Raw genomic sequence first — 20,268 nt, forward strand, 5'->3', positions numbered from 1 at the left:
ATATTCCTACTGCTGAAATGCGTGCCAGCCCGCCCATGCGAGCGGGATGAGGCCGATCAGGTCGACGAGCGCGATGGTGGAAAGTTGGGCCGGGCGCCCATAGGACTGATAGAGAAAGAGGAAGCTGAGCATCGAGATCGCCGCGAGCAGCGTCGCAAGCTTGCGCCCGCCGGGGTCGAAGGCGGCCCAGACGCAGGCGGCAAGCACGGCGAAGAAAAGCGCCGCGCGATGATGCATCAACAGGAAGAGCGGGCTGTCGGGCTGAACGCCATAAAGCCGCGTGATCAGCGCCGGCCGGAACAGCGCCAGCGCCGGGATCAGGTGGACAAGACCGACAAGCAGCCAGCAGATCAGTTGCGACATGCAACGAGGCTAGCATCCCGCTGCGAAGCGGCAAGCCTCTAATTGGAGAGGCGCCAGTCCCAGCCGAGCGGGTCGCCGTCCATGACCTCGACGCCCCTGCCGATGAGTTCGTCGCGCAGGGCATCGGATGCGGCGAAGTCCTTGTTGACGCGGGCATCCTTGCGCCTGACGAGGATCGCTTCGATCTCGTCCTCGCCGATCATTGCCTCCTTGGGCCGAACGCGCAGGTCGGCGCGCGTGATCGTCAAAAGGTCGAGGCCGAGCACGGCATCCATCGCGGCAAGCGCAGCGCGCTTCTGGCCCGCGTCTATCTTCTTCATCGCGGTCGCCTCTTCGAGCAATGTCAGCGCGACCGGCGTGTTGAGATCGTCTGACATCGCCGCGTCGAATTTTGCCAGCAGCTCGGCGAGGCGGCGGTCGGTCGGTTCGGCCGCTTCCGCATCGCGAACCGGGGCGGCCGCCATCACCAGCCGCTTGAGCCGCGTCAGCGCCGCGCCGAGGCCGTCCCATGAAAACTCCAGCTCGCTGCGATAATGCGCCTGCAGGCACATCAGCCGATAGGCGAGGGGGTGATAGCCCTTGTCGATGAGGAGCTGGACACGGAGAAACTCGCCGCTCGATTTCGACATCTTGCCGCTGCGGTCGACGAGGAAATTATTGTGCATCCACATGCGCGCGCCGCTGTCGGTCGAGCAGCTATGCGCCTGGTTCTGCGCAATCTCGTTCGGGTGATGGATTTCGCGATGGTCGATGCCGCCGGTGTGGATGTCGAAGGGGAAGCCCAGCAAGGCTTCGGACATCACCGAGCATTCGAGGTGCCAGCCCGGCGCGCCGCGACCCCAGGGTGAATCCCATTCCATCTGGCGCGTCTCGCCCGCGGGCGTCTTGCGCCAGATCGCGAAGTCGGCGGCATGGCGCTTTCCTTCGACGGGATCGATGCGGCTCTCGCCCTCATCGGTGCCGTGGCGCGCAAGCCGCCCGTAGTCGGCGACGCTTGCCGTGTCGAAATAGAGACCGCCGTCGAGTTCGTAGCAATGCTTGTCCGCAATCGCCTTTGCGAAGTCGATCATCGCGGGCACATAATCGGTCGCGATCGACCAGTGCGCGGGCTGGCGGATATTGAGCGCCTTCACGTCGGCCCAATAGGCCTCGGTATAATGTTTCGCGATGTCCCAGATGGACTGGGCGCGTTCGGCGGCGGCTTTTTCCAGCTTGTCCTCGCCCGCATCGGCGTCGTCGGTCAGGTGCCCGACGTCGGTGATGTTGATGACGTGGGTGAGCTTGTAGCCCTTGTACGACAGCGTGCGGCCGAGCGTGTCGGCGAAAACATAAGCGCGCATATTGCCGATATGCGGATAGTTATAGACCGTCGGGCCGCAGCTATAGACGCGCGCCTCGCCAGCGTGGACGGGCTCGAAGGTTTCGAGGCTGCGCTTCAGGCTGTTGAACAGCTTGAGCGGAAAGGCATGGGCGTCGGTCATTACCGACGCCCATGCCTTGCTCCGCCCGCCGGCGTCAACCGAAAGCCCGAGGGTCCTGACCCTATTGCTGCGGCGGCGTCCACAAATCGTCATTGCCCGCGCCGGTCACCGGATCGTCGAGCAGCGGCTCGCCGGTCATCGGATCGATGTCGCGCATCGTGATAAGCGCCTGCGGGAAATTATTGCCCTCTCCGCGCCCATCGTCGTCGACTTCTTCGTCGATGATGTCCTGGACGGGGAAGCTGTTTTCGAAATCGATGGCGACCGTGGTGCAGGCCGTCGGCGAGGCGATGAAACAACCGTTGACAGTGGAGCGGCGATCATAGGTGCCGACCACCGGCGCCGCGCCGCGGATGGTAAGAAGCTGAAGGGCCTCCAGGCCGGTAACCTGCCCGTTGGGCCCGATTTGCACGCCATTGATGACGATGCGCGACTGCCCCTGCGTCTGCACGTCGAGGCCGCCGGCGCCGAAGGTCAGCCCGCGGCGCTGTGCCAGATCGGTCCCGGCGCCGCTGTTCTGGACATAGAAGCCGCCGACAACATTGGCGCGGATGCCGCGAGCGAAGAGCGCGCCTTCGTCCAGCACGACGCCGTCATTCTCACCGAGCCGCGCGTTGATGGCGTCCATGCTTCTTGCCGCGCCGACGTCGCCGATCGCCGCCTGTGTCGCGACGATGACATCGTCAGATTCAAGGTTGAGCTGCCCGGCCGGACTGCTGCCGTTGACGAGGCGGACCGTGCCTTGGCCAAGGATCACCTCCAGCGCGTCATTTGCGACCAGATTCAGCATGTTGGCGTCGGTCAGACCCGTAAGCTGGACATTGCCGATAACGCGCATCTTGCCCGGCGTGCGGATCGTCAGCGCGCCATTGGCGCCAAGATTGGAGTTCGACGCGCCACCTGTCATCGTAAACGTGTCGACGATCACATCAGGCGGCTCGGCCGATCCCACCGACCCGCCGCCTACGGCCTGAACCTCGGGCGCAAAGATTTCGATCTGCGTACCATAAAGGCGCGTCAGTTCGTCGGCGTCGATATGATAGCCGTTGGGCCCATTGGAGCCCGCGGTGCCGCCGACGAAAGTCTGGTTGTCGACGTTGTTGTTTTCGATCGACAATTGCTGCGTAACACCGGCCGTGCCGACACGGGCGCCGGAGGCGATCGCGATGTCGGCGGATTCGAGCGAGATCGACTGGCCGGTCACAACGCCGGTGACGGCAAGGTTCGACCGTGCCGACGCGCTCAGGTCGCCCGCGACGTTGACCGCGCCGAGCGTAAGGAAGCCGCCGTCGTTCGCGATATTCGCATTGGCTGCGGTCAGCGCGATGATGTTCATCGCCTCGCCGCTGGTTGCGAAGTCGGCGGTTCCCGCAACGCTGCCATTGTCGACCGAGAAATCGCCGTTGCCGCGAACATAGGCGTCGCCGGTCGCGGCGTTCAGCGACGTGAAGTGCATGTTGCCGCCGCCTTCGATGCGGATCGCATTGGCGCTGGCGGCGATCGTGTCGCTGGAGACGAGCCCGCCGATCCGGATGTTGCCGCCCGCGCTGTCGAGGCTGGTCGTCCCCGACGAGGAGACGGTGCCGGCAGTTACCCCGCTTGCTCCATTGAGCGCGACGCTCGTGCCGCCGCCGACGTGCGTGACGTCGATGGCGGTCGCTGCCGTCAGGATGACATCGCCAGACGCCTGCGTTCCGCCGCCGCTGATACCCGCACCCGAATTGACCGTGATATTGCGATCGGCGGTCAGCGTATCGATCGCCCCGCCGGGCCCGGTCAGGGTCGCCAGGCCGACCGACGCGGCGTTGATCGTGACATCGCGACCCGCCGCGACCGGACCGGCGAGATTGGCGGCGCCCGCGGCGTCGACGATGACGTCGCTGAAGCTGTCGACATTGCCGATCGTCGTCGCGCCGCCCTGCGTGCGGACGCTGCTGTCGCCGCCCGTCGTGCCGAGGCCGAGCGTGGTCGCGCCGTTGACCGCGATGCCGTTCGCGGCGTTGAGCAAGATATCGTCGCCCGCCGAGAGAGCGGCGGCGTTGATCGCGCCAGCCGAAGAGGCCATCACGATATCGGCGCCGTTGATGCCCTGCGACCCTTCACCGGTGCCGATCGTGAAGACACCGCCCGATGATCCGACCGAATATTCGAAGATATGCGTGTCGGGCGCCGCTCCGGTCGTGCGGACATCGTTGGCGGTAATATCGCCAACCGCCTGAACCGTCAGGTCGTCCCCCGCCGAGGCGCGGGTCAGGCTGGCCGTCGTCCCCGCGCGTACCAGCATGTCTTCCCCGGCGGCGGCGTCGGTGATTGTCGCGGCGCCGCCGCTGTTGACGCCGAACATTCGCGCGGCCGAGCTGTCGGTCAGCGTGACGTTGCCGACGGCGTCGGCGAACATATTGCCCTGCGCCGCGACGCCGTTGGCATCGACATAGCCGCCGTTCGCCTGCGCCGATGCGTCGATATTGGCGTCGCTGTTCAGAAAGATATTGCCGCCCGAAATATAGGTGCCGGTGAGGTCGGCGGCCGAGAAGATCGAGATATTGCCGGCAACATCGGCATTGTTCACCGAAACGGCGCCGCCGCCGGAAAAGGCGAAGAAAGAGGCGTCGCCCGTGACATTGCCGGTCAGCGCGATGCTGTTCGCGAAGAGGTTGATGTCCTCGCCGGCATTCAGCGACACGCCCCTTATGCCTTCGGCGCCGGGCGCCGTTCCTTCGGCCGAGAGGTTGATCGACAGGCCGGCATCGATATTGTTGAAGGCAATCGACTGGCCGAACACCTGCACGAAGCCGCCTGCGGTCGAATTGCCGAGATCGACCGCTCCCGGCGAGGACACCGTGATGTTGCCGCCGGTGATGATCGAGTTGAGCCCGGTGCGGAAGCTGCCGGCGGTCGCGGTGAAGTCGCCCACCGCCTCGGCATGTTCGACGCTTGCGGCGCCAAGGCTGCTGAGGGCGATGTTATTGCCCGCGAGGCGGTCGACGCCGATGGTGCCCGTCGGGCCGGTCGCGCTCAACGAAAGCAGGTCGCCAGCGCCGAGCAGGCTGCCCGGTGCCGCGCTGATGCTGGTCGTTGCCGACGCGATCAGGCCGTCGCTGGCCCGAAGCGTTGCCGCCGTGCCTTCGCGGAGGTCGTGCCGGATATCGATCTGGTCGCCCGCCGTGATGGTCAATATGCCGTCGACATCGAACATGCCGTCCGACTGGGCGTACACGCCGACCGAGCCGTCGGTCGTCAGCGTGACGTCGCCCTGGCTGGAAATCGTACCGCTGGTCGGCGCGATGAAGATGCCCGCAAGGGCTTCGTCGGTATCGTTGTTCGTCGGCGCCGCGACGCCCAGTGCCTGTGCCTCGAGCCCTGCGAAAGCGATATCGCCGCCGGCGCGGATTTCGATGCGGCCTGCGATGTCGCCGTTCGCGGTGATGCTTGACGGGCCAAGATCGATCCGACCGGGACCGGAGGCGCCTGCGGCGGCCTCGATCGCGACGCGGCCGCCCCTGGTTCCGCTGAAGCCGCCGTTCGCACCATTGCCGCCGGTGCCTGCGCCCGTGCCGCCGACGCCCGCTTCGCCCGATATGCCGTTGACGGTGATATCGACGGCTTCGCCGTTCGATGTGATCGTCCCACCATTGGCTTGCAACAGGACGGTGCCGCCGGTCCCAGCGCCGCCATTGCCGCCATCGCCGCCGGTCGAATTGCCGAAGAAACCGCCATTGGATCCAATACCGCCGATGCCCCCGCGGCCGGTGCTATTTAGGACGACGCTGTCGCCGGTCAGGAAGCCAAGGGTGACGGTGCCGCCCTCACTGGCGACGATTTCGACCGTACCGCCCTGACCATTGCCGCCATTGCCACCGTTCGGCGCGACCGCCGGGGTCGCAGCAAAGGCCAGCCCGCCGGCGCCGCCATTGCCGCCCGTCCCGCCGGAAATGAAATTGCTTTCAAGGGCAGTCAGGCTCGCCCCTGCGCCATCGGCCAGTACGCGCGACGTACCGCCTGCGCCATCGCCGCCATTGCCACCCGCGCCATCGCGCCCATTGGCGCCGTTACCGCCGATTCCGGTCGAATTGAGCGTGACGGCAAGTTCGCCTGCGTCGAAACCTGCGACTATTGCCTGAGCAATGCCGCCGAAGCCGTCGCCGCCATTGCCGCCGACATTGTGGTCGCCGCCTGCGCCGCCGGAGCCGAGCGCGATGCTGTTCGCAGTACTGACGCCGCCGATCGCTGTTTCGAGCGCGATCGTGGCCGTGCCGCCGCGGCCCGTGCCACCGTCGCCGCCGACACCGACGCCGGTCGCGGCGCCGCTGCTGCTTGAAAAGAAGCTTGCACCGCCGGTGCCGCCCAGTCCCGATGCATTGGCGACCATGCCGGCGGCCGTCGTCGTGCCGCCGCGGACATTCACCGTCGCGTCGCCGCCGATCCCGTCGCCGCCAGCGCCCGGCGTGCCCGGCACACCGCCGAAGCTGGAGAAGTTGAAAAATTCGCCGCCGGTCCCGCCTGCGCCCGCGGCGCTCGCTTCGATGACGCTCGCGCCGACGATGGCGGCCCCTTCGATATTGATCGTCGCGGTGCCGCCACGGCCGATCCCGCCGATCCCGCCCGGGATGATGTTGATCGGGTCCTCATCGGTGCCGGATGAGCCCTCGCCGCCTTCGCCGTCCGCGGTCGCGCGGATATCGGCGGCATTGATCGTGCCGCCGAGCAGATTGATTGTCGCGGTGCCGCCGAAGCCCGCGCCTGACTGACCCTGCACGACGCCGCCAAAGCCGTCGGCGCTCACGCGCAGATCGTTGATAGTCGCCGTACCGCCCGTCTGGGTAAAGGTCGCGGTGCCGCCGGTACCGAGGCTGCGATCGGCGGCGCCGTTACCGCCATATCCGTTTGCCGAGACGTCGATCGATCCCGCGTTCAGCGTGCCGCCCTGGATGTCGAAATCGACGTCGCCGCCTTGGCCCCGACCCGAGCTTTCGCGCGGAAGCCCGGGCGCGCTTTCCTCGTCGACCTCGGTTCGCCCCTCGGCCGATGCTTCGAAATCGCCGAGGCTGATTGCGCTGCTGTCCGTGGCTTCGGCGACGGTCCGAACCAATATCGTGCCGCCGGTCCCCGACGAAATGGGTGCCGCCGCATCCGTTGCGCCGCCCGAAACCCCTCCGGCCGCGACGATGGCGCCGACTGCCAGGTTGATGCTGCCCGCGTCGGCGATGAGCTGGATCGTCCCGCCGGTCGCGTTCGTTCCGGCCGTGCTGATGCCCGTTGTCGCGCTGGCGTTGAAGACGTTCGTTGCATCGAGCGTCGCGGCAATCTGTCCGCCGCCGCGCGCGAACAGGTTGATGGTGCCGCCCTGCGCGTTGCCGCCGATTCCGGCCACGTTGACCGTGTCGCTGCTGACATCGACGTCATAGACCTCGGCGCGAATGGTGCCGCCGTCGGCAACAAAATCGACATTGCCGCCAATTCCGTCGCCCGCGCTTTGCCCGATCGTGTTGGACCGGTTTCCGGCCGATGCATCGACATTGAACCGGTTGCTGCTGGTTACCGCGCCGCCTGCCGTCGCGCTGACATTGACGTTGCCGCCGGTACCGGCGCCAAAATGCTCGCCCGCCAACACCAAACCCGTCGCCGTAAGATTGACGACGCCGCTGCTGTTGATTGTCGAGCCGTTGGTTGCGCTCAATGTCACATTGTTGCCGCGCGCATTACCCGATCGGCCGGTTGTGCCGCTGACGCTGAGCGCGCCTCCGGCCTCTGCCGAAGCGGTGATTTCGATCGAGGTGGCCTGTGCGGTGGCGCCGCCGTCGGCCGTCAGGCTCGCCGTGCCGCCCAGCGCGTCGCCGCCGACCGAATTTTCGCCGCCTGCGCCGCCGCCCTGTCCACTCGCGTTGAGCGAAAGGATACCAAGCGATTTTATCCCGCCATTGTCGCTATTTATGACGACAGTGGCGTTGCCGCCCGTTCCGTCGCCGCCGTTCAGCGTGTCGTCGGGGCCGGAGAAACTTCCCCCGGTGCCGGTCGCCTCGATCGTTGTACGCACGGATTCGAACGAGCTGTTCGCGCCCAGGATGTCGATGCGCGCGGTGCCACCCGTTCCGTTGCCCGCCTGAACCGGGCCAAATCCCCCGCTGCCGTTCGCGTCGATCGACACACTGGTTGTCGCGCGAAAGCTTGCGCCATCGGCGACCGTCAATGTGGACGTGCCGCCTTGCGCGTCGCTTCCCGTTGGCAGGGCGATGTTGGTCGAGCCGAAAGCCGACGCGTCGACGGTCACGGTACCGGCGTTCAGCGCCGTGCCGGCGTTGCGGACGGAAATGCTGGCATTGCCGCCGCGGGCATTCCCCGTGTCGCCATTTGTTCCGTCACCGGCAACGGCAAGCGCGGATACCATGATCGTCGGCGATGTCACGGTGCCGCCCGTCACCGTCAGACTGGCCGTTCCGCCCTGGCTGTCGCCGGTTACGGTGGCGGGCTGGCCCAGCGCGGTAATCTGCAACAGATTGCCGGTCGTCAGCGAACCGCCGGTGACGTTCACCGCGACGGTCCCGGCCGCGCCGGGCGCTCCATCCGACCGGACGATCAGATTGCCCGTGGCCCCGCCTTGTTGCCCCGTGCCGACATTCAGCGTTGCGCCTGCATCGCCGCTGAAAGTCCCGTCACCCTCGACGAAGATGCGTCCGGCCGACGACAGCGGGGGAGGCGACCCCGGGATCTGTTGAAGCGCCCCGCCGGCAAAGGTGCCGCTGGCGCGTGCGAGCGTGTTGCTGCGGAACAGCGTATCGTTGGCGACGATATTCGCGGCGGTGGCGTTCGCCGGTGCCAAATTCTGCTCGCCGTTCGTGATATTGTAGCCGGCGGACAGGCGCACCGCGCCATCAGGATCGACCTGAGCCGACAGCGCGTCGTCATAACCGATCGCGCCTGACACCAGCATCGTTACGGCGTCATTCTTGGGAATGGCGACCATATAGATGCGGCTTTGATCTACGTCGCCCTGCTGATGCGCTGGCCCCGTGGTGGTGCCGGTGTGGGTGATGACGTTGCCGCCCTCGGCGCCGCGGGTGACATTGATGTCGAACAGGCCGTTGTTGATGCGGATATCGACCGCTTCGGCGGCGACATAAGCGACCGAACCGTCGGTCCGCACGGTGCCTGCCTGCACGATGCGCGGCGCGACGAGCGCGACATAGCTGTTGCCGGGGTTAAGGCCGATGTTGGTGTTGATCGCGCCATTGACGGTGATCGCGGAGGTGCTGCCCGCGGTGCCGTCGAAGCGTATTTCGCCCGAAGGGCCGAACAGGCCGCCGGTGGTGATGATATTGTTGCTGGTGAGGACCAGGCTGCCGACGTTGATCACGCCGCTCGCGCCGATCAATATGCCGCCCGCATTATAGAACCATATATTGCCGCCGCGCGCGCCCGAGGCCAGGCTATCCACGCTGTTGACCGTGCCGTTCAGCGCGATCTGGCGGCTGAGCGCACCGCCGCCGCCGTTTACGAAACGGTTGAGGACGGTGTAATCGCCTTCGCCGCTGAAGTTCCATGTCGAGCCCGTCGGCAGCACATTGATGTCGCCGCCCGTTGGCGCGGTGTCGGTCGGAACCCAGGCGATGATGCTTTGCTGCTGCGTGACGGTGACGTTGGTCTGGGTGCCGACGGTATTCACGCCCGTGCCCGCGCCGACGTTAACAAATATGGGGTTCGCCGCGACCTGCGCCAGCGCGGGGCCGCCATAGGCCAGCGCCGCCATGCCCGCGGCGATTGCGCAGCTCGTCATCAGACGCTGCTTGCCGTGGCTTACTGGCGCGGAGGTGACGATGGCACGCATGGCATTTGTCCTCGATGCAATAGTCATGTCAGCGCGCCCTCACGCCGAATAAGGTAGTCAGCGAAACGAGCAGCCGCGGGTCGGGGCGTTCGGCCAGGAAACCGCCGCGGTTGAGCGGCACGGCGAGCGTCATGTCGAGCCGTGCCAGATCGCCGTAAGCGACGCGCAGGCCGCCGCCCGCCGAATAGAGCTTTTGCGGATCGAGCCCGTCGAAAGCGGTGTCCTTGTTCCACACCCATGCGGCGTCGAAAAAGACGAAGGGCTGAAAGGCAAAGCTTTCGGTATTGGCGGGAACGAACGAGCCGTATCGCGCCTCCAACGCGACCGCGACGCCGCTGTCGCCGATCACCGTGCCCGGATCGAAGCCGCGACCCACAGTGAAGTTGCCGCCCGAAAACTCCTCATAAGCAAGCAGCGGATCGGCCGCCCATTGCGCGCGCGGCGCTGCCGACAGCGTGAACAGCTTTGCCGGTCGCCATTCGGCGAGCGCGTTGGCGCGAACCAGAAAGGCATCAGGCTTCCCCTCGATCCGCGTTAGCGGGACCGCGCCGGGCAGGAAGCATGCCGTGCCGCCGGGGCCGCAATCGTCGCTGGCGCCCAGGAACGACGCGCCCTTGCGCGCCTCAAGCGAAGTCGAAAGCGACCAGCGCGGTTCGCTGGGGCTGTAACCGCCGCGCCCGGCGATCGATCCGGGATCGATCCAGCTCGCATCGGCGCGCAGGTTGAGCACGCGCAGGCGATCCTCGTTGATCGGGATGCTGGTCAGGCTGATGTCCTGATCGATGAAATCGAGCCCGCCGCCGATCGTCACGCGCCGCGCCTGCGTCAGTACCAGCGGATAGGAGCCGTAGAGGCTGACGATCTGCGTGTTCGACTTCACCGGAAAGCCGGTGATGTCGGGGCGCGTCCAGGCATAGGTATAGCTGGCGCCAAAGCGCAGCCCTTCACCGCCGACGCGGAATTCATGCGACGCCTGTACGACCTTTTGCTCATCGAAGTCGGGGGTCGCATAGAAGCTGACCGTGGTGAGGTCGCCCATGCCGGTGAGCCCGGCGAAGCGTGCGCGCGCGATGCCGCCCCAGCGGCCGACGTCGCGTGAACCGAAATTCTGCGCGTTGAAGTCGAATGTATAGGGGGTGCGTGCGACGGTGACTTCGCCGACGACCTCGCCGGGAACCGCGCCGGGGCGCAGCGTCAGGCGCGCATCCATCCCCGGGATATCGCGCGCAAGAAGCAGATAGCGTTCGGCGTCGACGATGTTGAACACCGGCTGGTCGTCGAGCCGCGAGAGATAGCGTTGCAGAAGGCGTTCGTTCGCGCCGGCATCGCCGCGAACCTCGATCCGCGACATGCGCGCCGAAAGAATGTCGAGCCGGACAACGCCGTCACCGATGGTCTGTGCGGGAACGCGGACCGCGGCAAGATAGCCCCGCGAGCGCAGGATGGTCGCGGCGTGGTCGCGAATATCGCACACCGCCGAAATCGGCAGTTCCTGCCCGACGCGATCGGACCAGCTTGGGCCCAGGATCGCATTGTCGATGCCCTCGACGCTCGAAAATTCGACGGCGCGCAGCGTGAAGCGGATGTTGGCGAATTCGGGGCTGGCGAGCGGGCAGGGTGCGCGTTCGATCCCGTCGTCGACCGCGACGATCTGTTCGTTGGGCTGGACGGCGGGCGGTGCTGTCGGGCGCTGGATTTCCTCGCGGGTCGGGATTTGCGGCGTCGCTTGTGCCAGTACGGCGGCGGGCAGCGCCGCGGCGATCAGCCCTGCCGAACCGGCCAGCATCCGATGAATACTGGCCCGCTTCGACCGTGCGGTCGCATTTATTCCGAAGTCCCCCGACACGGTCATTTCCACCCCTTGCGTACGGGCGCGCCGCGATGATCGCGATGCGCCAACTCCACTGGCTCCACCAGACAACCGGCGGCGCTAATTTCGACCCAAGGAAATCTTCCGTCTCGCTATTGGCGGAATTTCCGTGGGTAATTATCAGACGGATGGGCGGCGGACAATGGCCGTGCCCATCGTTTCACCTCATCCGGCTTCGGCGTCCGACATTGTGTCGACGAGGCGATTGAGCTGCGGCGAGCAGCCCTTGGCCATCAGCATGTCGATCGATCCCTCGACCGTGTCGGGCGCATTTTCCACTGCGGCAAAGCGCACCGTCACCGGCTTGGCCAGACCGCCGCCCGACAGGCGATAGTCGGCGCCATATCGCACCGGCAGGACATCGGTCGGCCATTTGCGGAAATTCGCGCCGTCGACGATTGCGACAGTCGTCTTCTTGCCGGCGCTTTCGATTTCGAGCGCGGTGTCGCCTTCCATATTGGGACGCCACAGCATCAATACCGACGGGTCGAGGACGCAGAAGGTGCCGGCCTCACGATAGTCGAGCAGCCACAGATTCGGTGCGCGGACCTCGCCCGCCTCTGGCGTGTCGCCACGTGAAAATCCGCCGCGCGACCGCATCGTCGGGCCTTTGGCGAGCATGCGCGTGACATTGCCGCCGAGCGACTGGCTCGCTTGCACGGTGCCGGTTGCGCCAAAGGTACCGGGCCCCGACAGCGTGCGTGTCTTGCCCGCCTGCATCAATATGATCCTGTCGCCGGCGACGAGGGTCAGCTTGTCGGTCGACTTGAGCTTGGCGCCGGCTGGATATTTGCTCGCCGACGGTCCGGTCGAGCGGACGACCATGGACTGCGCGGCGGCGGTGCCGACAAAGGCGACGGCGGCGATGGCGGCAGCGGCGGCGAGGCCGAGGCGGCGCATCCGGAAGTCAGGAAAGGACATAGCTTTCTCCCTCTTTGGTCTCGTTCAGGCGTTTTATCAGAAACATGATGGCTGCATCCTGACCGAAATCCGCCTGTATTGCTGTGGCACAGGTCACATAGGTTTTTTTGTCGCCTGCGCCGTGCGCGGCGACCAGCGCGGCGATGCGCTCCCGCTGGTCGGGCGCGAGGTCGGGGCGCGGCGTGAATACGTCGACCGGTTGCGCGCGGCCGCGCAGCGTCACGCGGCCCATCGGCACCAGGTGGTCGCGCCGCGAACGTGCCGCCGCTTCGGCGGAAACCAGCACCCCGGTCTTCAGGCTCTTGTTCGCCGCTTCCAGCCTTGATGCGGTGTTCATGCTGTCGCCGAGGGCGGTGTATTGGATGCGGCCCTCGCCACCGAAATTGCCCACGATTGCGTCGCCGACGTGCAGGCCCACGCGCGTCATTCCGATCGGCGGGACATCTTCGGCGGCAAGGTCTACGCGATATTTTTCGCCGGCCTGATACATCGCGAGCGCCGCGGCGGCGGCCTGTTCGCCGTCGTCGGGACGGCTGATCGGGGCGCCCCAAAAGGCGACGACGGCATCGCCGACGAACTTGTCGATCGTCCCGCCATGTTCGAGCACGATGTCCGACAGGCGGTCGAGATATTCGTTGAGCAGCCGTGCGACGGTTTCCGGCGTCACCGCATGGCTCAGCTTGGTAAAGCCTTCGAGGTCGGTGAAGACGCAGAAGATGTTGCGGCGTTCGCCATGGAGCGAAAGCTGGTCGGGGTCGCGCATGATCTGTGCCGCGACGTCGGCGGGCAGATATTTCCCCAGCGCCGACTGGGCGAAGGCGCGCTGCCGCGATCCGACGGTGCGCGCAGCGGTGCCGACCGCCGCGTAACCGAACAGCCAGCCGACCGCCCAACCAAAGGTCGGAAGCGTCGTCGTGTCGACGCCGCGCCCCTGCAGCCAAAAGGGAAAGGCGATGAAGAAAGCCATCTGCCCCAGAAAGGCGAGCGCCACCCAGCGCGCGCGCAGGTCAATGAGGCTGGTGAGCCCGCCTGCGAGGACGATGAAGACCGCGAGCGCCCACAACGCGGGCCCCGCGATCGGGCGGGTCCACGCCTTGTCGAGTTGCTGCGCGAGCATATGCGCATGGACCTCGAGCCCGATCATCGTCTCATGCTGTCCGGTGATCGCGTCGGGAAAGCGGCTCAGCGGCGTATTGAACTGGTCGTTGTCGATGATGTCGCCGCCGATCAGGATATAGCGGCCCTTGACCAGCTCGGCGAAGCCAGCGCGCATCTCTGCATCCATCGGCAGCGCGAAGGCGTCGATCGGGATGTTGGCGAACACCGGTTCCTCCTGCCCGGCGGCAGCACGCGCGGGGACGAGGAAGCGGATATTGCCCTGAAAATTCGCATGCGCAGCGTCGACCGGGGCAAGCGCGTTCGACATCAGCGGCGGCAGATTCTTCGGCCGGTCGGGCCAGTTGCGGATCACGCTGTCGTCGTCGGTGCGGAACAGCACGCTCGTCGGTTTCGTCCTGTCGGTGGTGACGTCGGCAATGAAGCCTTCGAGGAATTTCTGTTGCTCGTAAAAAATCGTGTTCGGGTTGCTCGCCTGCTCGGCATAGGCGAGCCAGGTCGGGGTCTTCATCGCGCGTAGCTGCGCCTTCAGCAGATCGTCGTCGGGGCGCGGCGAATCGAACGCGATATCGATGCCGATCGCTTTCGCGCCCATCTGATCGAGATTGCCGAGCGCATTGGCGAGCAGGGTGCGGTCAAGTGGCGAGCGGATGCCCGTGTTGAACAGGGTCTCGTCATTATAGGTGACGAGGGTGATGCGTTTATCCTGTTCGACATGCGGCGCCATCAGCATCGCGCGCGCGTCATAAAGCGCGCGCTCGGCGGCATCGATCAAGGGCATCTGCCAACTGAAACGCGCGATCAGAACCGCGATCAGCAGGAAGGCAAGCGTCGCCGCCATCCGCGACGGGCCAAGCTGCATGACCAGCCGCCGGACGCGCTTGCGAAGCGGCACTGCGGCGCGCTGGCCATCGGGCACCGGCGTATCCGCCGCAGGAACAAGAGCTTCGGGCGCGTTCATCGGATCAGCGGGCGGCGCGGCCGGCAGCCTCTCCGTTGCGTGCCGTCGCGCTGCCATGCAGCAGCGCCTGACCGCCGTCGCCGATGATCGCGAAACCCGCCCAATAATAGGGATGTGAGGTTTGCTGGTCGTCCATCAGTCGGACCTGCGTTCCCCACAGCGCGTCGGCGACGCTTTCGCCTTCGGTCGCCGCGAAAAGCCCGCCGATCAACCGCTTGGTCGCGTCGAAATCGTCGGGGGCCGGCCAGTGGCTTGCGATCACCGAACGTCCACCCGCTCCGATGAAGCTGCGAACCAGCCCGTCGAGCGCGTTGCCGCCGCCCGAAAGGCCAGCCTCGCGCGTCGCCGCGACGCTTGCAGCGCCGGCGGTGTCGCACGCCGAGAGGATGACGAGGTCGGCGTCGATCTTGAGGTCGAAGATTTCCTGGAAGGTCAGCAGCCCGTCCGAATCTGCGCCGCCGAACGAGGTGACGAGGGCTGGGCGCGCCGGGCATGAAGGGCGGGGCGCGGTGACGAGGCCGTGCGTTGCGAAATGGATGATGCGATAGTCGCCAAGGTCGGCGCGATTTTTCACCGCGGTATCGGTGAATGCACCGCCGGTGAGCAGGGCACCCGCGTCGCGGCCCATCGCGTTGCGCGCGGTCACCAACTCGTCGGCCGAAATCGGGCGCGCCCATTGCGCGACATCCCACAGGCAGTCGCCGTCGGCGCTGCCGCCTGCGGCGCCGCGTGTGCCGAGCGAGGGCAGTCGTCCGTTGATGGGCAGATTCTCACCGAGCCCGAAATATTGATGGCTCGCCTTCGACGGCGCGGCCTGCCGCGCGTTGCGGAAGCCGAGGGTCGAGACCGCCGTGCTGGGCCGCGACGTCCGCCCGAGCCAGGCGATGCGGCGCATGTCGAACGGATCGGCGTCGGGATCGAGCAGGCGTTGTTCATAAGCGGCGAGCCCGGCGTCGGAGGTGATGAGGAGATTGATCGGCAGCCGCAGCATTGCGCCGTCGGGCTCGAAAATGAGGTGCGGGACCGAGGGCAGCCGTGCCGCAACGGGGCCGAAAAGCTGGCCATAAAGCTTATACGAAGTTGCGGCGTCGAACGGATAGGTGACGCGGCGGCCATTCTCGACGACCGAGATCGTCGAGCGGATCGTGTCGACGGCGGCTTCGAGCCCCGATGCGCTAATGTCCGATTTCCAGAGCTGTGCCGCCCCCTGCTCGATCAGCATCGCATATACGCCGTCGCCCACGACGAGCATTTTCAGATAGGCTTCGTCAGGACGCAGCACCTGCTGCAACTCGGCGAGGTCGAGTTTGCCCGATGCGACGACGCGATATTGCGGGAAAGCCGACAGCGCGACGACGGTCTCGGCCTGCTGGAACGACAGATTGTCGAGCTGCGCCTTGATGTCGGCGCGAAGCGCGTTGACTTCGGGCGAGTCGGGTAACTGGGCGAGCCGCGCATCCTCGATCCGCGCGCGTTCGAGATCACGATTGAGTGTCGTCGCCTGGCGGAACAGGCGGGCGCCGTCGTTGCTGCCGCCCGACAGTTCGCGCGCCAGCACCGCCTGCGTATCGGCGACGCCCGGGCGGATCTGTAGCTGGCTGGCGACGAAGAAATCCTCGATCGCCTTGGGCTCGGTGGCCGACCGTGCGGCGAGCAGCCGGTAATAAGGCGCCATCATGTTCGCCATGCCCGCCGTCGAGCGCTGCGTGTTGGCAAGCGCGGTGACGACCTCGCGATAGATGCCCATCGCCTTGTCGTCCTGGCCCTCACGGGTGAGGAAGGCGGCGTAGCGCGCGCGAGCGGAGGCGAGCGCGTTGGTTTCGGGATATTCGACGGCGAGCAGGTTCACCGATTCAAGGAAACGCGCGTCGGCCGCGGCCTTGTCGCCGCTCGCCTCTTCGGCCAGCGCGAGCTCGCCGAGCATCTGCGAGCGCAGGCGGATGATCGAGGTCACGCGCCCCTCGCGCACCGCGATCGCGTCGGTCAGACCCTTGAGCTGCGCGGTCTTCGCTGCCTGTGCATTGCCGCGCAGTCGTTCGACCGTGCCGAGCAGATGCGTCGCTTGCGCATCGATGATCTGCGCGCGTTCGAGCGGCGACAGGCGCTCGCGATCGTTGCTCTGGCGGATGACGCGGGCATTGTCGCCGCTGTTGACCCCGGCGACGATCTGCGGCGTCAGCGTTACTGCGTCGCCCGATACCGTCACGCCCGTCGTCAGCGGCGGGATCGGCGTCTGGAGCCGCGTGGCAGCGCCGTCATAGTCGCGCTGGTTGAGCGCGTTGATCGCCCGGAAATTGCGACGGAGGCGGAGCTGGACCGGGTCGCTGGTCGGGATCGCCTCTACTTCGGCGAACAGGCGCTCGGCCTCGGCGAACTCGCCAAGGTTCGAACGTTGCAGCGCGCGGTTCAATGTGACTTCGGTCGGATCGATGTCGGCGGCCGACTGTTCTTCCGTCGCGCGGCGAGACAGCGCTTCGAAAAATTCGGCAGCCTCGGCATAATCGCCGCTATGGTTGCGGCGATATCCCTCGGCCAGCGCCTTGTCGACGTCGATCGTCCCGGCAATCGTCCGGGCGAAACCGTCGTTGCCGCCGACCGATGTCGTCGCGACCTTGATCACGCCCGGCACGACCTTGTGCTGACGCACCGATTCAAGCGCGAGGTTCAGCGCGTCCGAATAGGCGTCGAATCCCTCGACGCTATAGGTCACATTGCCTTTGGTCTCGATACGTGTGCGCCAGGCGATATTGCTGCCCTTGATCGTACAGGCATCGGCGGCGGTACATGTGATCGTGCCGGCGCGGGCCTGCTCGATTCTGGCGAGCGCATCGGCCGAGGTCGCGCGCAGTTCGCGGACGGTGCCCACCGGCTGGCTCGCGTCGCGGCAGACGATCGTCCAGGCGCGGTCGAACATGCCCTTGATCACGCCGTCGCGCACGGTCGCCTGCACTTCGCAAAGCGAGCCGCCCTGCTCGCCGATCGAAAAACTGTCGCGCAGCGTCGGGTCGCTGCCCTGCGCAAATGCGGTTCCGGGCGCGGCAACAGCCAGCAGCGCCAGAATCGGCACAAGTTGCGGACGTCGAGCGGTCATCACAAATCCCCCAAACACAGGCGTAGCGACGCCATGCCGAAGTGACGCCGGCAGGGCGGAAACTTTATTGCTGTGGTGCGACCCATTCCCTTGGACAAGAACCGTAAACCCTTCGTAAGCGAAAGGGAAGTGATCTGCCGCACAGGCGGCTTGCGCCGGGGGGGCGCGCGACCTATCTGCAGGGGGACACTCCATTCGGACGAGGAAAAAATGAGCGGATTCGACGATCGTGAACGCGCCTTCGAGGCCCAATTTGCACGCGACCAGGAAGTGCAGTTCCGCATCACCGCCCGCCGCAACCGGCTGGTCGGCGAATGGGCGGCCGCGCGCATGGGGCTGACCCCGGAGGAAACCGACGCCTATGCCAAGGCGGTCGTGCAGGCCGATTTCGAGGAAGCGGGCGACGAGGACGTCATCCGCAAGCTTGCGGGCGACCTGACCGCGGCAAATGTCGAGATCAGCGATGCCGAAATCCGTTCGGTGCTGAACGACAAGACCGCCGAGGCGCGCCGCCAGTTCATCGACAGCCAGAACTGAGGCCGTTCCGATGGGTATGCGCGAGGATGATTTGCGGGCGATGATCGTCGCGGCATTTCCCGATGCGGAGGTCGCGATTACCGATCTTGCGGGTGACAACGACCATTATGCCGCGCATGTCGTCAGCGAATCCTTTCGCGGGATGACGCGCGTCGCACAGCACAAGGCGGTCTATGCGGCGCTCGGCGGGCGCATGGGCGGCGAACTTCATGCCTTGCAATTGACGACCGCCATCCCCTCATAAGGGGCTGACACGAAATTTGCGGCGCTTGACGCCACCGGAGACTGACTATGACCGACCCCACCACCCACGACCGCATTGGCAAGCTGGTTGCCGACAACCCTGTGCTGCTCTTCATGAAGGGCACACCGCTTTTCCCGCAGTGCGGCTTTTCCTCGCGCGCGATCGCGATGCTTGACCGGCTCGGAGTTGAATATGAAACGGTCGATGTGCTGCAGGACATGGAAGTCCGCCAGGGCATCAAGGAGTTTTCGGACTGGCCGACGATCCCCCAGCTCTATGTGAAGGGCGAATTCATCGGCGGCAGCGATATCATGATGGAAATGTGGGAAGCGGGCGAGCTTCACACATTGATGACCGGAATTCCCGCGCGCGCCGAATAAGCCGCGTATCCGCCGAATATAAAAGCCCGCCGGAGCATTGGCTCCGGCGGGCTTTTTGTCTGCTTTGGGGTGGTGAGCGGACATCCCGTCCCCCACTTCCGTCATCCCGGGCTTGACCCGGGATCCCGCTTCTTCGCATCGAGCGGCTTGGACCTCAAGCGGGACCCCGGATCAAGTCCGGGGTGACGATAGGGAGAGGGCCGCTCCCGGTCGATTCCGGCCAGAATCTCGCCGGACAAAAACTGCTTTCCTAATATATCGGGCGATGATCTACCCTCGTGGATGACCGCATCGATTACCCTGCAGAGCACCCCTTCGACACTCCGCGCCCGTCATCGCCTTAAAGCGACAAAGGAGACATTTCGGACACGTACGTCCGTATCTTTTGTCGCCTTAACGCCGCAGGCTGCCTTCACACCCTCGGTCAATTGGCGGAGAACAGCTTGGTTCCCGCGACGCCGATGACGATCAGCGTCATGAAGCCGATCTGGACCGGGTTCACTTTCTCGTCGAACAACAATATCCCGCCGATGATAACACCGACCGCGCCAAGGCCGGTCCAGATTGCATAGGCGGTTCCCGCCGAAATGCCCCGCATTGCGAACGCAAGGAGCGCCATGTTCAAAAAGCTGAGCGAGATCGGCACGACTGATGCCTGCCAGGTTCCGAGCGTCGCAGCCCATTTAAGGCTGAGCGCCCAGATGATTTCGGTAACGACGGCGATCGCGAGGATGACCCACGCCATGGCATGATCCTTTCAAGTCAGCGGGCTCGAAAGGAAAGGGCGCAGCCGGAAACCCGGAAGAGGCTGCGCAGGAACAGGCGATATAGTGCGGCGCCCTCTAACGGCGGCCGCGCGAAATGGCAATGCGCTGGGGCGTTATCCGCCGATCCAGCCCGTCACCTCGACCGCGACCTTGTTCGCGGCGCGCGTCAGCGCCTCGCCGACGGGTTTCGCCTCGACCTTGCCGCCGATCGCTTCGCGGGCTTCGAAACGGCGCTGCGTCACCGTCTTGCCGCCTGCCGACACCAGCATCGCCTGATAGACGACGACGACTTCGTTGGTCGCGGCATCGACGCCGAACTCCATCAACTGCCCCGCGAGTTGTTCGCCCGGCGCCGTCAGATATTGCCCTTCGTCGAGCACGACGCGAGACGTGCGCGCCGACACCGTTTCGGACACCAGCCGCTGGAACAGGCGCGAGGGGGCTTCGACCCACTGCGCGTCCTTCACATAAGTGACGCTCGCACCGTCCTGCTGCACGGGAATGCGCGTCGTGCGCAGCTTTTGGGGTGCGGTCGGGATCAGGATCGTCAGCGTCGCGGCTTCGGCTGCGGTGCGCGCGCCGCCTGCGCTCGGCGCCGCGTCGGCGTCGAGCGAGAGGAGGAAGGGCGGGGTCTTGCCGCCAAGGCCGATGCAACCCGACAAGGAGACGGCGGCAATGGCGAGCAGCAGCGGAGCGCGGAGGCGGCGGATCATGG

The 20,268-nt window shown here is 65.8% G+C and carries 12 protein-coding genes; 3 read left to right on the plus strand and 9 right to left on the minus strand.

The annotated features are described in order from the left end of the window. Nucleotides 1-6 precede the first annotated feature (6 nt). The 7 genes from KEC45_RS02815 to KEC45_RS02845 all read right to left on the minus strand — a co-directional run bounded on the left by KEC45_RS02815 (nt 7) and on the right by KEC45_RS02845 (nt 17,625). Nucleotides 7-363, minus strand: coding sequence for a hypothetical protein (locus tag KEC45_RS02815; protein WP_062184495.1), 357 nt, complete (start codon nt 361-363; stop codon nt 7-9). Nucleotides 364-401: 38 nt separating this feature from the next. Next, nucleotides 402-1,844 carry a cysteine--tRNA ligase gene (cysS, locus tag KEC45_RS02820; protein WP_252171470.1) on the minus strand — a complete coding sequence of 481 codons (1,443 nt, stop codon included), beginning with the start codon at nt 1,842-1,844 and terminating at the stop codon, nt 402-404. Nucleotides 1,845-1,905: 61 nt separating this feature from the next. After that, on the minus strand, nt 1,906-9,666 hold the full coding sequence (locus KEC45_RS02825) for a hypothetical protein (protein ID WP_252171471.1): 7,761 nt from the start codon (nt 9,664-9,666) through the stop codon (nt 1,906-1,908). A 28-nt stretch (nt 9,667-9,694) separates the two neighbouring features. After that, entirely contained in the window at nt 9,695-11,518 is a 1,824-nt protein-coding gene (locus tag KEC45_RS02830; RefSeq protein WP_252171472.1) for a ShlB/FhaC/HecB family hemolysin secretion/activation protein, read from the minus strand. Nucleotides 11,519-11,701: 183 nt separating this feature from the next. Then, nucleotides 11,702-12,457 (minus strand): hypothetical protein, encoded by a 756-nt coding sequence (locus KEC45_RS02835; protein WP_062184484.1) that lies wholly within the window; start codon nt 12,455-12,457, stop codon nt 11,702-11,704. Further along, nucleotides 12,444-14,591: an adenylate/guanylate cyclase domain-containing protein gene (locus KEC45_RS02840; protein ID WP_252171473.1), complete on the minus strand. Its 2,148-nt coding sequence runs from the start codon at nt 14,589-14,591 to the stop codon at nt 12,444-12,446. The genes KEC45_RS02835 and KEC45_RS02840 overlap by 14 nt, the downstream gene beginning before the upstream one ends. Then, nucleotides 14,539-17,625, minus strand: coding sequence for a CHAT domain-containing protein (locus KEC45_RS02845; RefSeq protein WP_062184481.1), 3,087 nt, complete (start codon nt 17,623-17,625; stop codon nt 14,539-14,541). Before KEC45_RS02845 ends, KEC45_RS02840 begins: the two co-directional genes overlap by 53 nt. A 210-nt stretch (nt 17,626-17,835) precedes the next feature. Between KEC45_RS02845 and KEC45_RS02850 the strand changes: the two genes are divergently transcribed. From KEC45_RS02850 to grxD, 3 genes are read left to right on the plus strand one after another with little or no spacing between them, the layout of a single operon-like run. Continuing rightward, the gene (locus tag KEC45_RS02850) at nt 17,836-18,162 is read left to right on the plus strand and encodes a DUF1476 domain-containing protein (protein WP_062184478.1); all 327 of its coding nucleotides are present in this window, start codon (nt 17,836-17,838) and stop codon (nt 18,160-18,162) included. Nucleotides 18,163-18,172: 10 nt separating this feature from the next. Further along, nucleotides 18,173-18,406 carry a BolA/IbaG family iron-sulfur metabolism protein gene (locus KEC45_RS02855; RefSeq protein WP_037514674.1) on the plus strand — a complete coding sequence of 78 codons (234 nt, stop codon included), beginning with the start codon at nt 18,173-18,175 and terminating at the stop codon, nt 18,404-18,406. 47 nt (nt 18,407-18,453) lie between these two features. Continuing rightward, nucleotides 18,454-18,786 (plus strand): Grx4 family monothiol glutaredoxin, encoded by a 333-nt coding sequence (gene grxD / locus KEC45_RS02860; RefSeq protein ID WP_062184472.1) that lies wholly within the window; start codon nt 18,454-18,456, stop codon nt 18,784-18,786. 424 nt (nt 18,787-19,210) lie between these two features. Here grxD and KEC45_RS02865 read toward each other — a convergent pair whose 3' ends face one another. Both KEC45_RS02865 and KEC45_RS02870 read right to left on the minus strand, forming a co-directional pair. After that, nucleotides 19,211-19,531 carry a multidrug efflux SMR transporter gene (locus tag KEC45_RS02865; RefSeq protein ID WP_062184469.1) on the minus strand — a complete coding sequence of 107 codons (321 nt, stop codon included), beginning with the start codon at nt 19,529-19,531 and terminating at the stop codon, nt 19,211-19,213. Between the two features lie 135 nt (nt 19,532-19,666). Next, entirely contained in the window at nt 19,667-20,266 is a 600-nt protein-coding gene (locus KEC45_RS02870; RefSeq protein WP_062186787.1) for an ABC-type transport auxiliary lipoprotein family protein, read from the minus strand. Nucleotides 20,267-20,268 lie beyond the last annotated feature (2 nt).

The organism is Sphingopyxis sp. USTB-05, from assembly GCF_023822045.1.
In the GTDB taxonomy this organism is placed as follows: domain Bacteria; phylum Pseudomonadota; class Alphaproteobacteria; order Sphingomonadales; family Sphingomonadaceae; genus Sphingopyxis.

Bases quoted from the DNA above. Each gene is read 5' to 3' on its own strand.
- KEC45_RS02815 (WP_062184495.1), bottom strand. From the start codon at position 363: ATGTCGCAACTGATCTGCTGGCTGCTTGTCGGTCTTGTCCACCTGATC.
- cysS (WP_252171470.1), bottom strand. From the start codon at position 1,844: ATGACCGACGCCCATGCCTTTCCGCTCAAGCTGTTCAACAGCCTGAAG.
- KEC45_RS02825 (WP_252171471.1), bottom strand. From the start codon at position 9,666: ATGCGTGCCATCGTCACCTCCGCGCCAGTAAGCCACGGCAAGCAGCGT.
- KEC45_RS02830 (WP_252171472.1), bottom strand. From the start codon at position 11,518: ATGACCGTGTCGGGGGACTTCGGAATAAATGCGACCGCACGGTCGAAG.
- KEC45_RS02835 (WP_062184484.1), bottom strand. From the start codon at position 12,457: ATGTCCTTTCCTGACTTCCGGATGCGCCGCCTCGGCCTCGCCGCCGCT.
- KEC45_RS02840 (WP_252171473.1), bottom strand. From the start codon at position 14,591: ATGGCAGCGCGACGGCACGCAACGGAGAGGCTGCCGGCCGCGCCGCCC.
- KEC45_RS02845 (WP_062184481.1), bottom strand. From the start codon at position 17,625: ATGACCGCTCGACGTCCGCAACTTGTGCCGATTCTGGCGCTGCTGGCT.
- KEC45_RS02850 (WP_062184478.1), top strand. From the start codon at position 17,836: ATGAGCGGATTCGACGATCGTGAACGCGCCTTCGAGGCCCAATTTGCA.
- KEC45_RS02855 (WP_037514674.1), top strand. From the start codon at position 18,173: ATGGGTATGCGCGAGGATGATTTGCGGGCGATGATCGTCGCGGCATTT.
- grxD (WP_062184472.1), top strand. From the start codon at position 18,454: ATGACCGACCCCACCACCCACGACCGCATTGGCAAGCTGGTTGCCGAC.
- KEC45_RS02865 (WP_062184469.1), bottom strand. From the start codon at position 19,531: ATGGCGTGGGTCATCCTCGCGATCGCCGTCGTTACCGAAATCATCTGG.
- KEC45_RS02870 (WP_062186787.1), bottom strand. From the start codon at position 20,266: ATGATCCGCCGCCTCCGCGCTCCGCTGCTGCTCGCCATTGCCGCCGTC.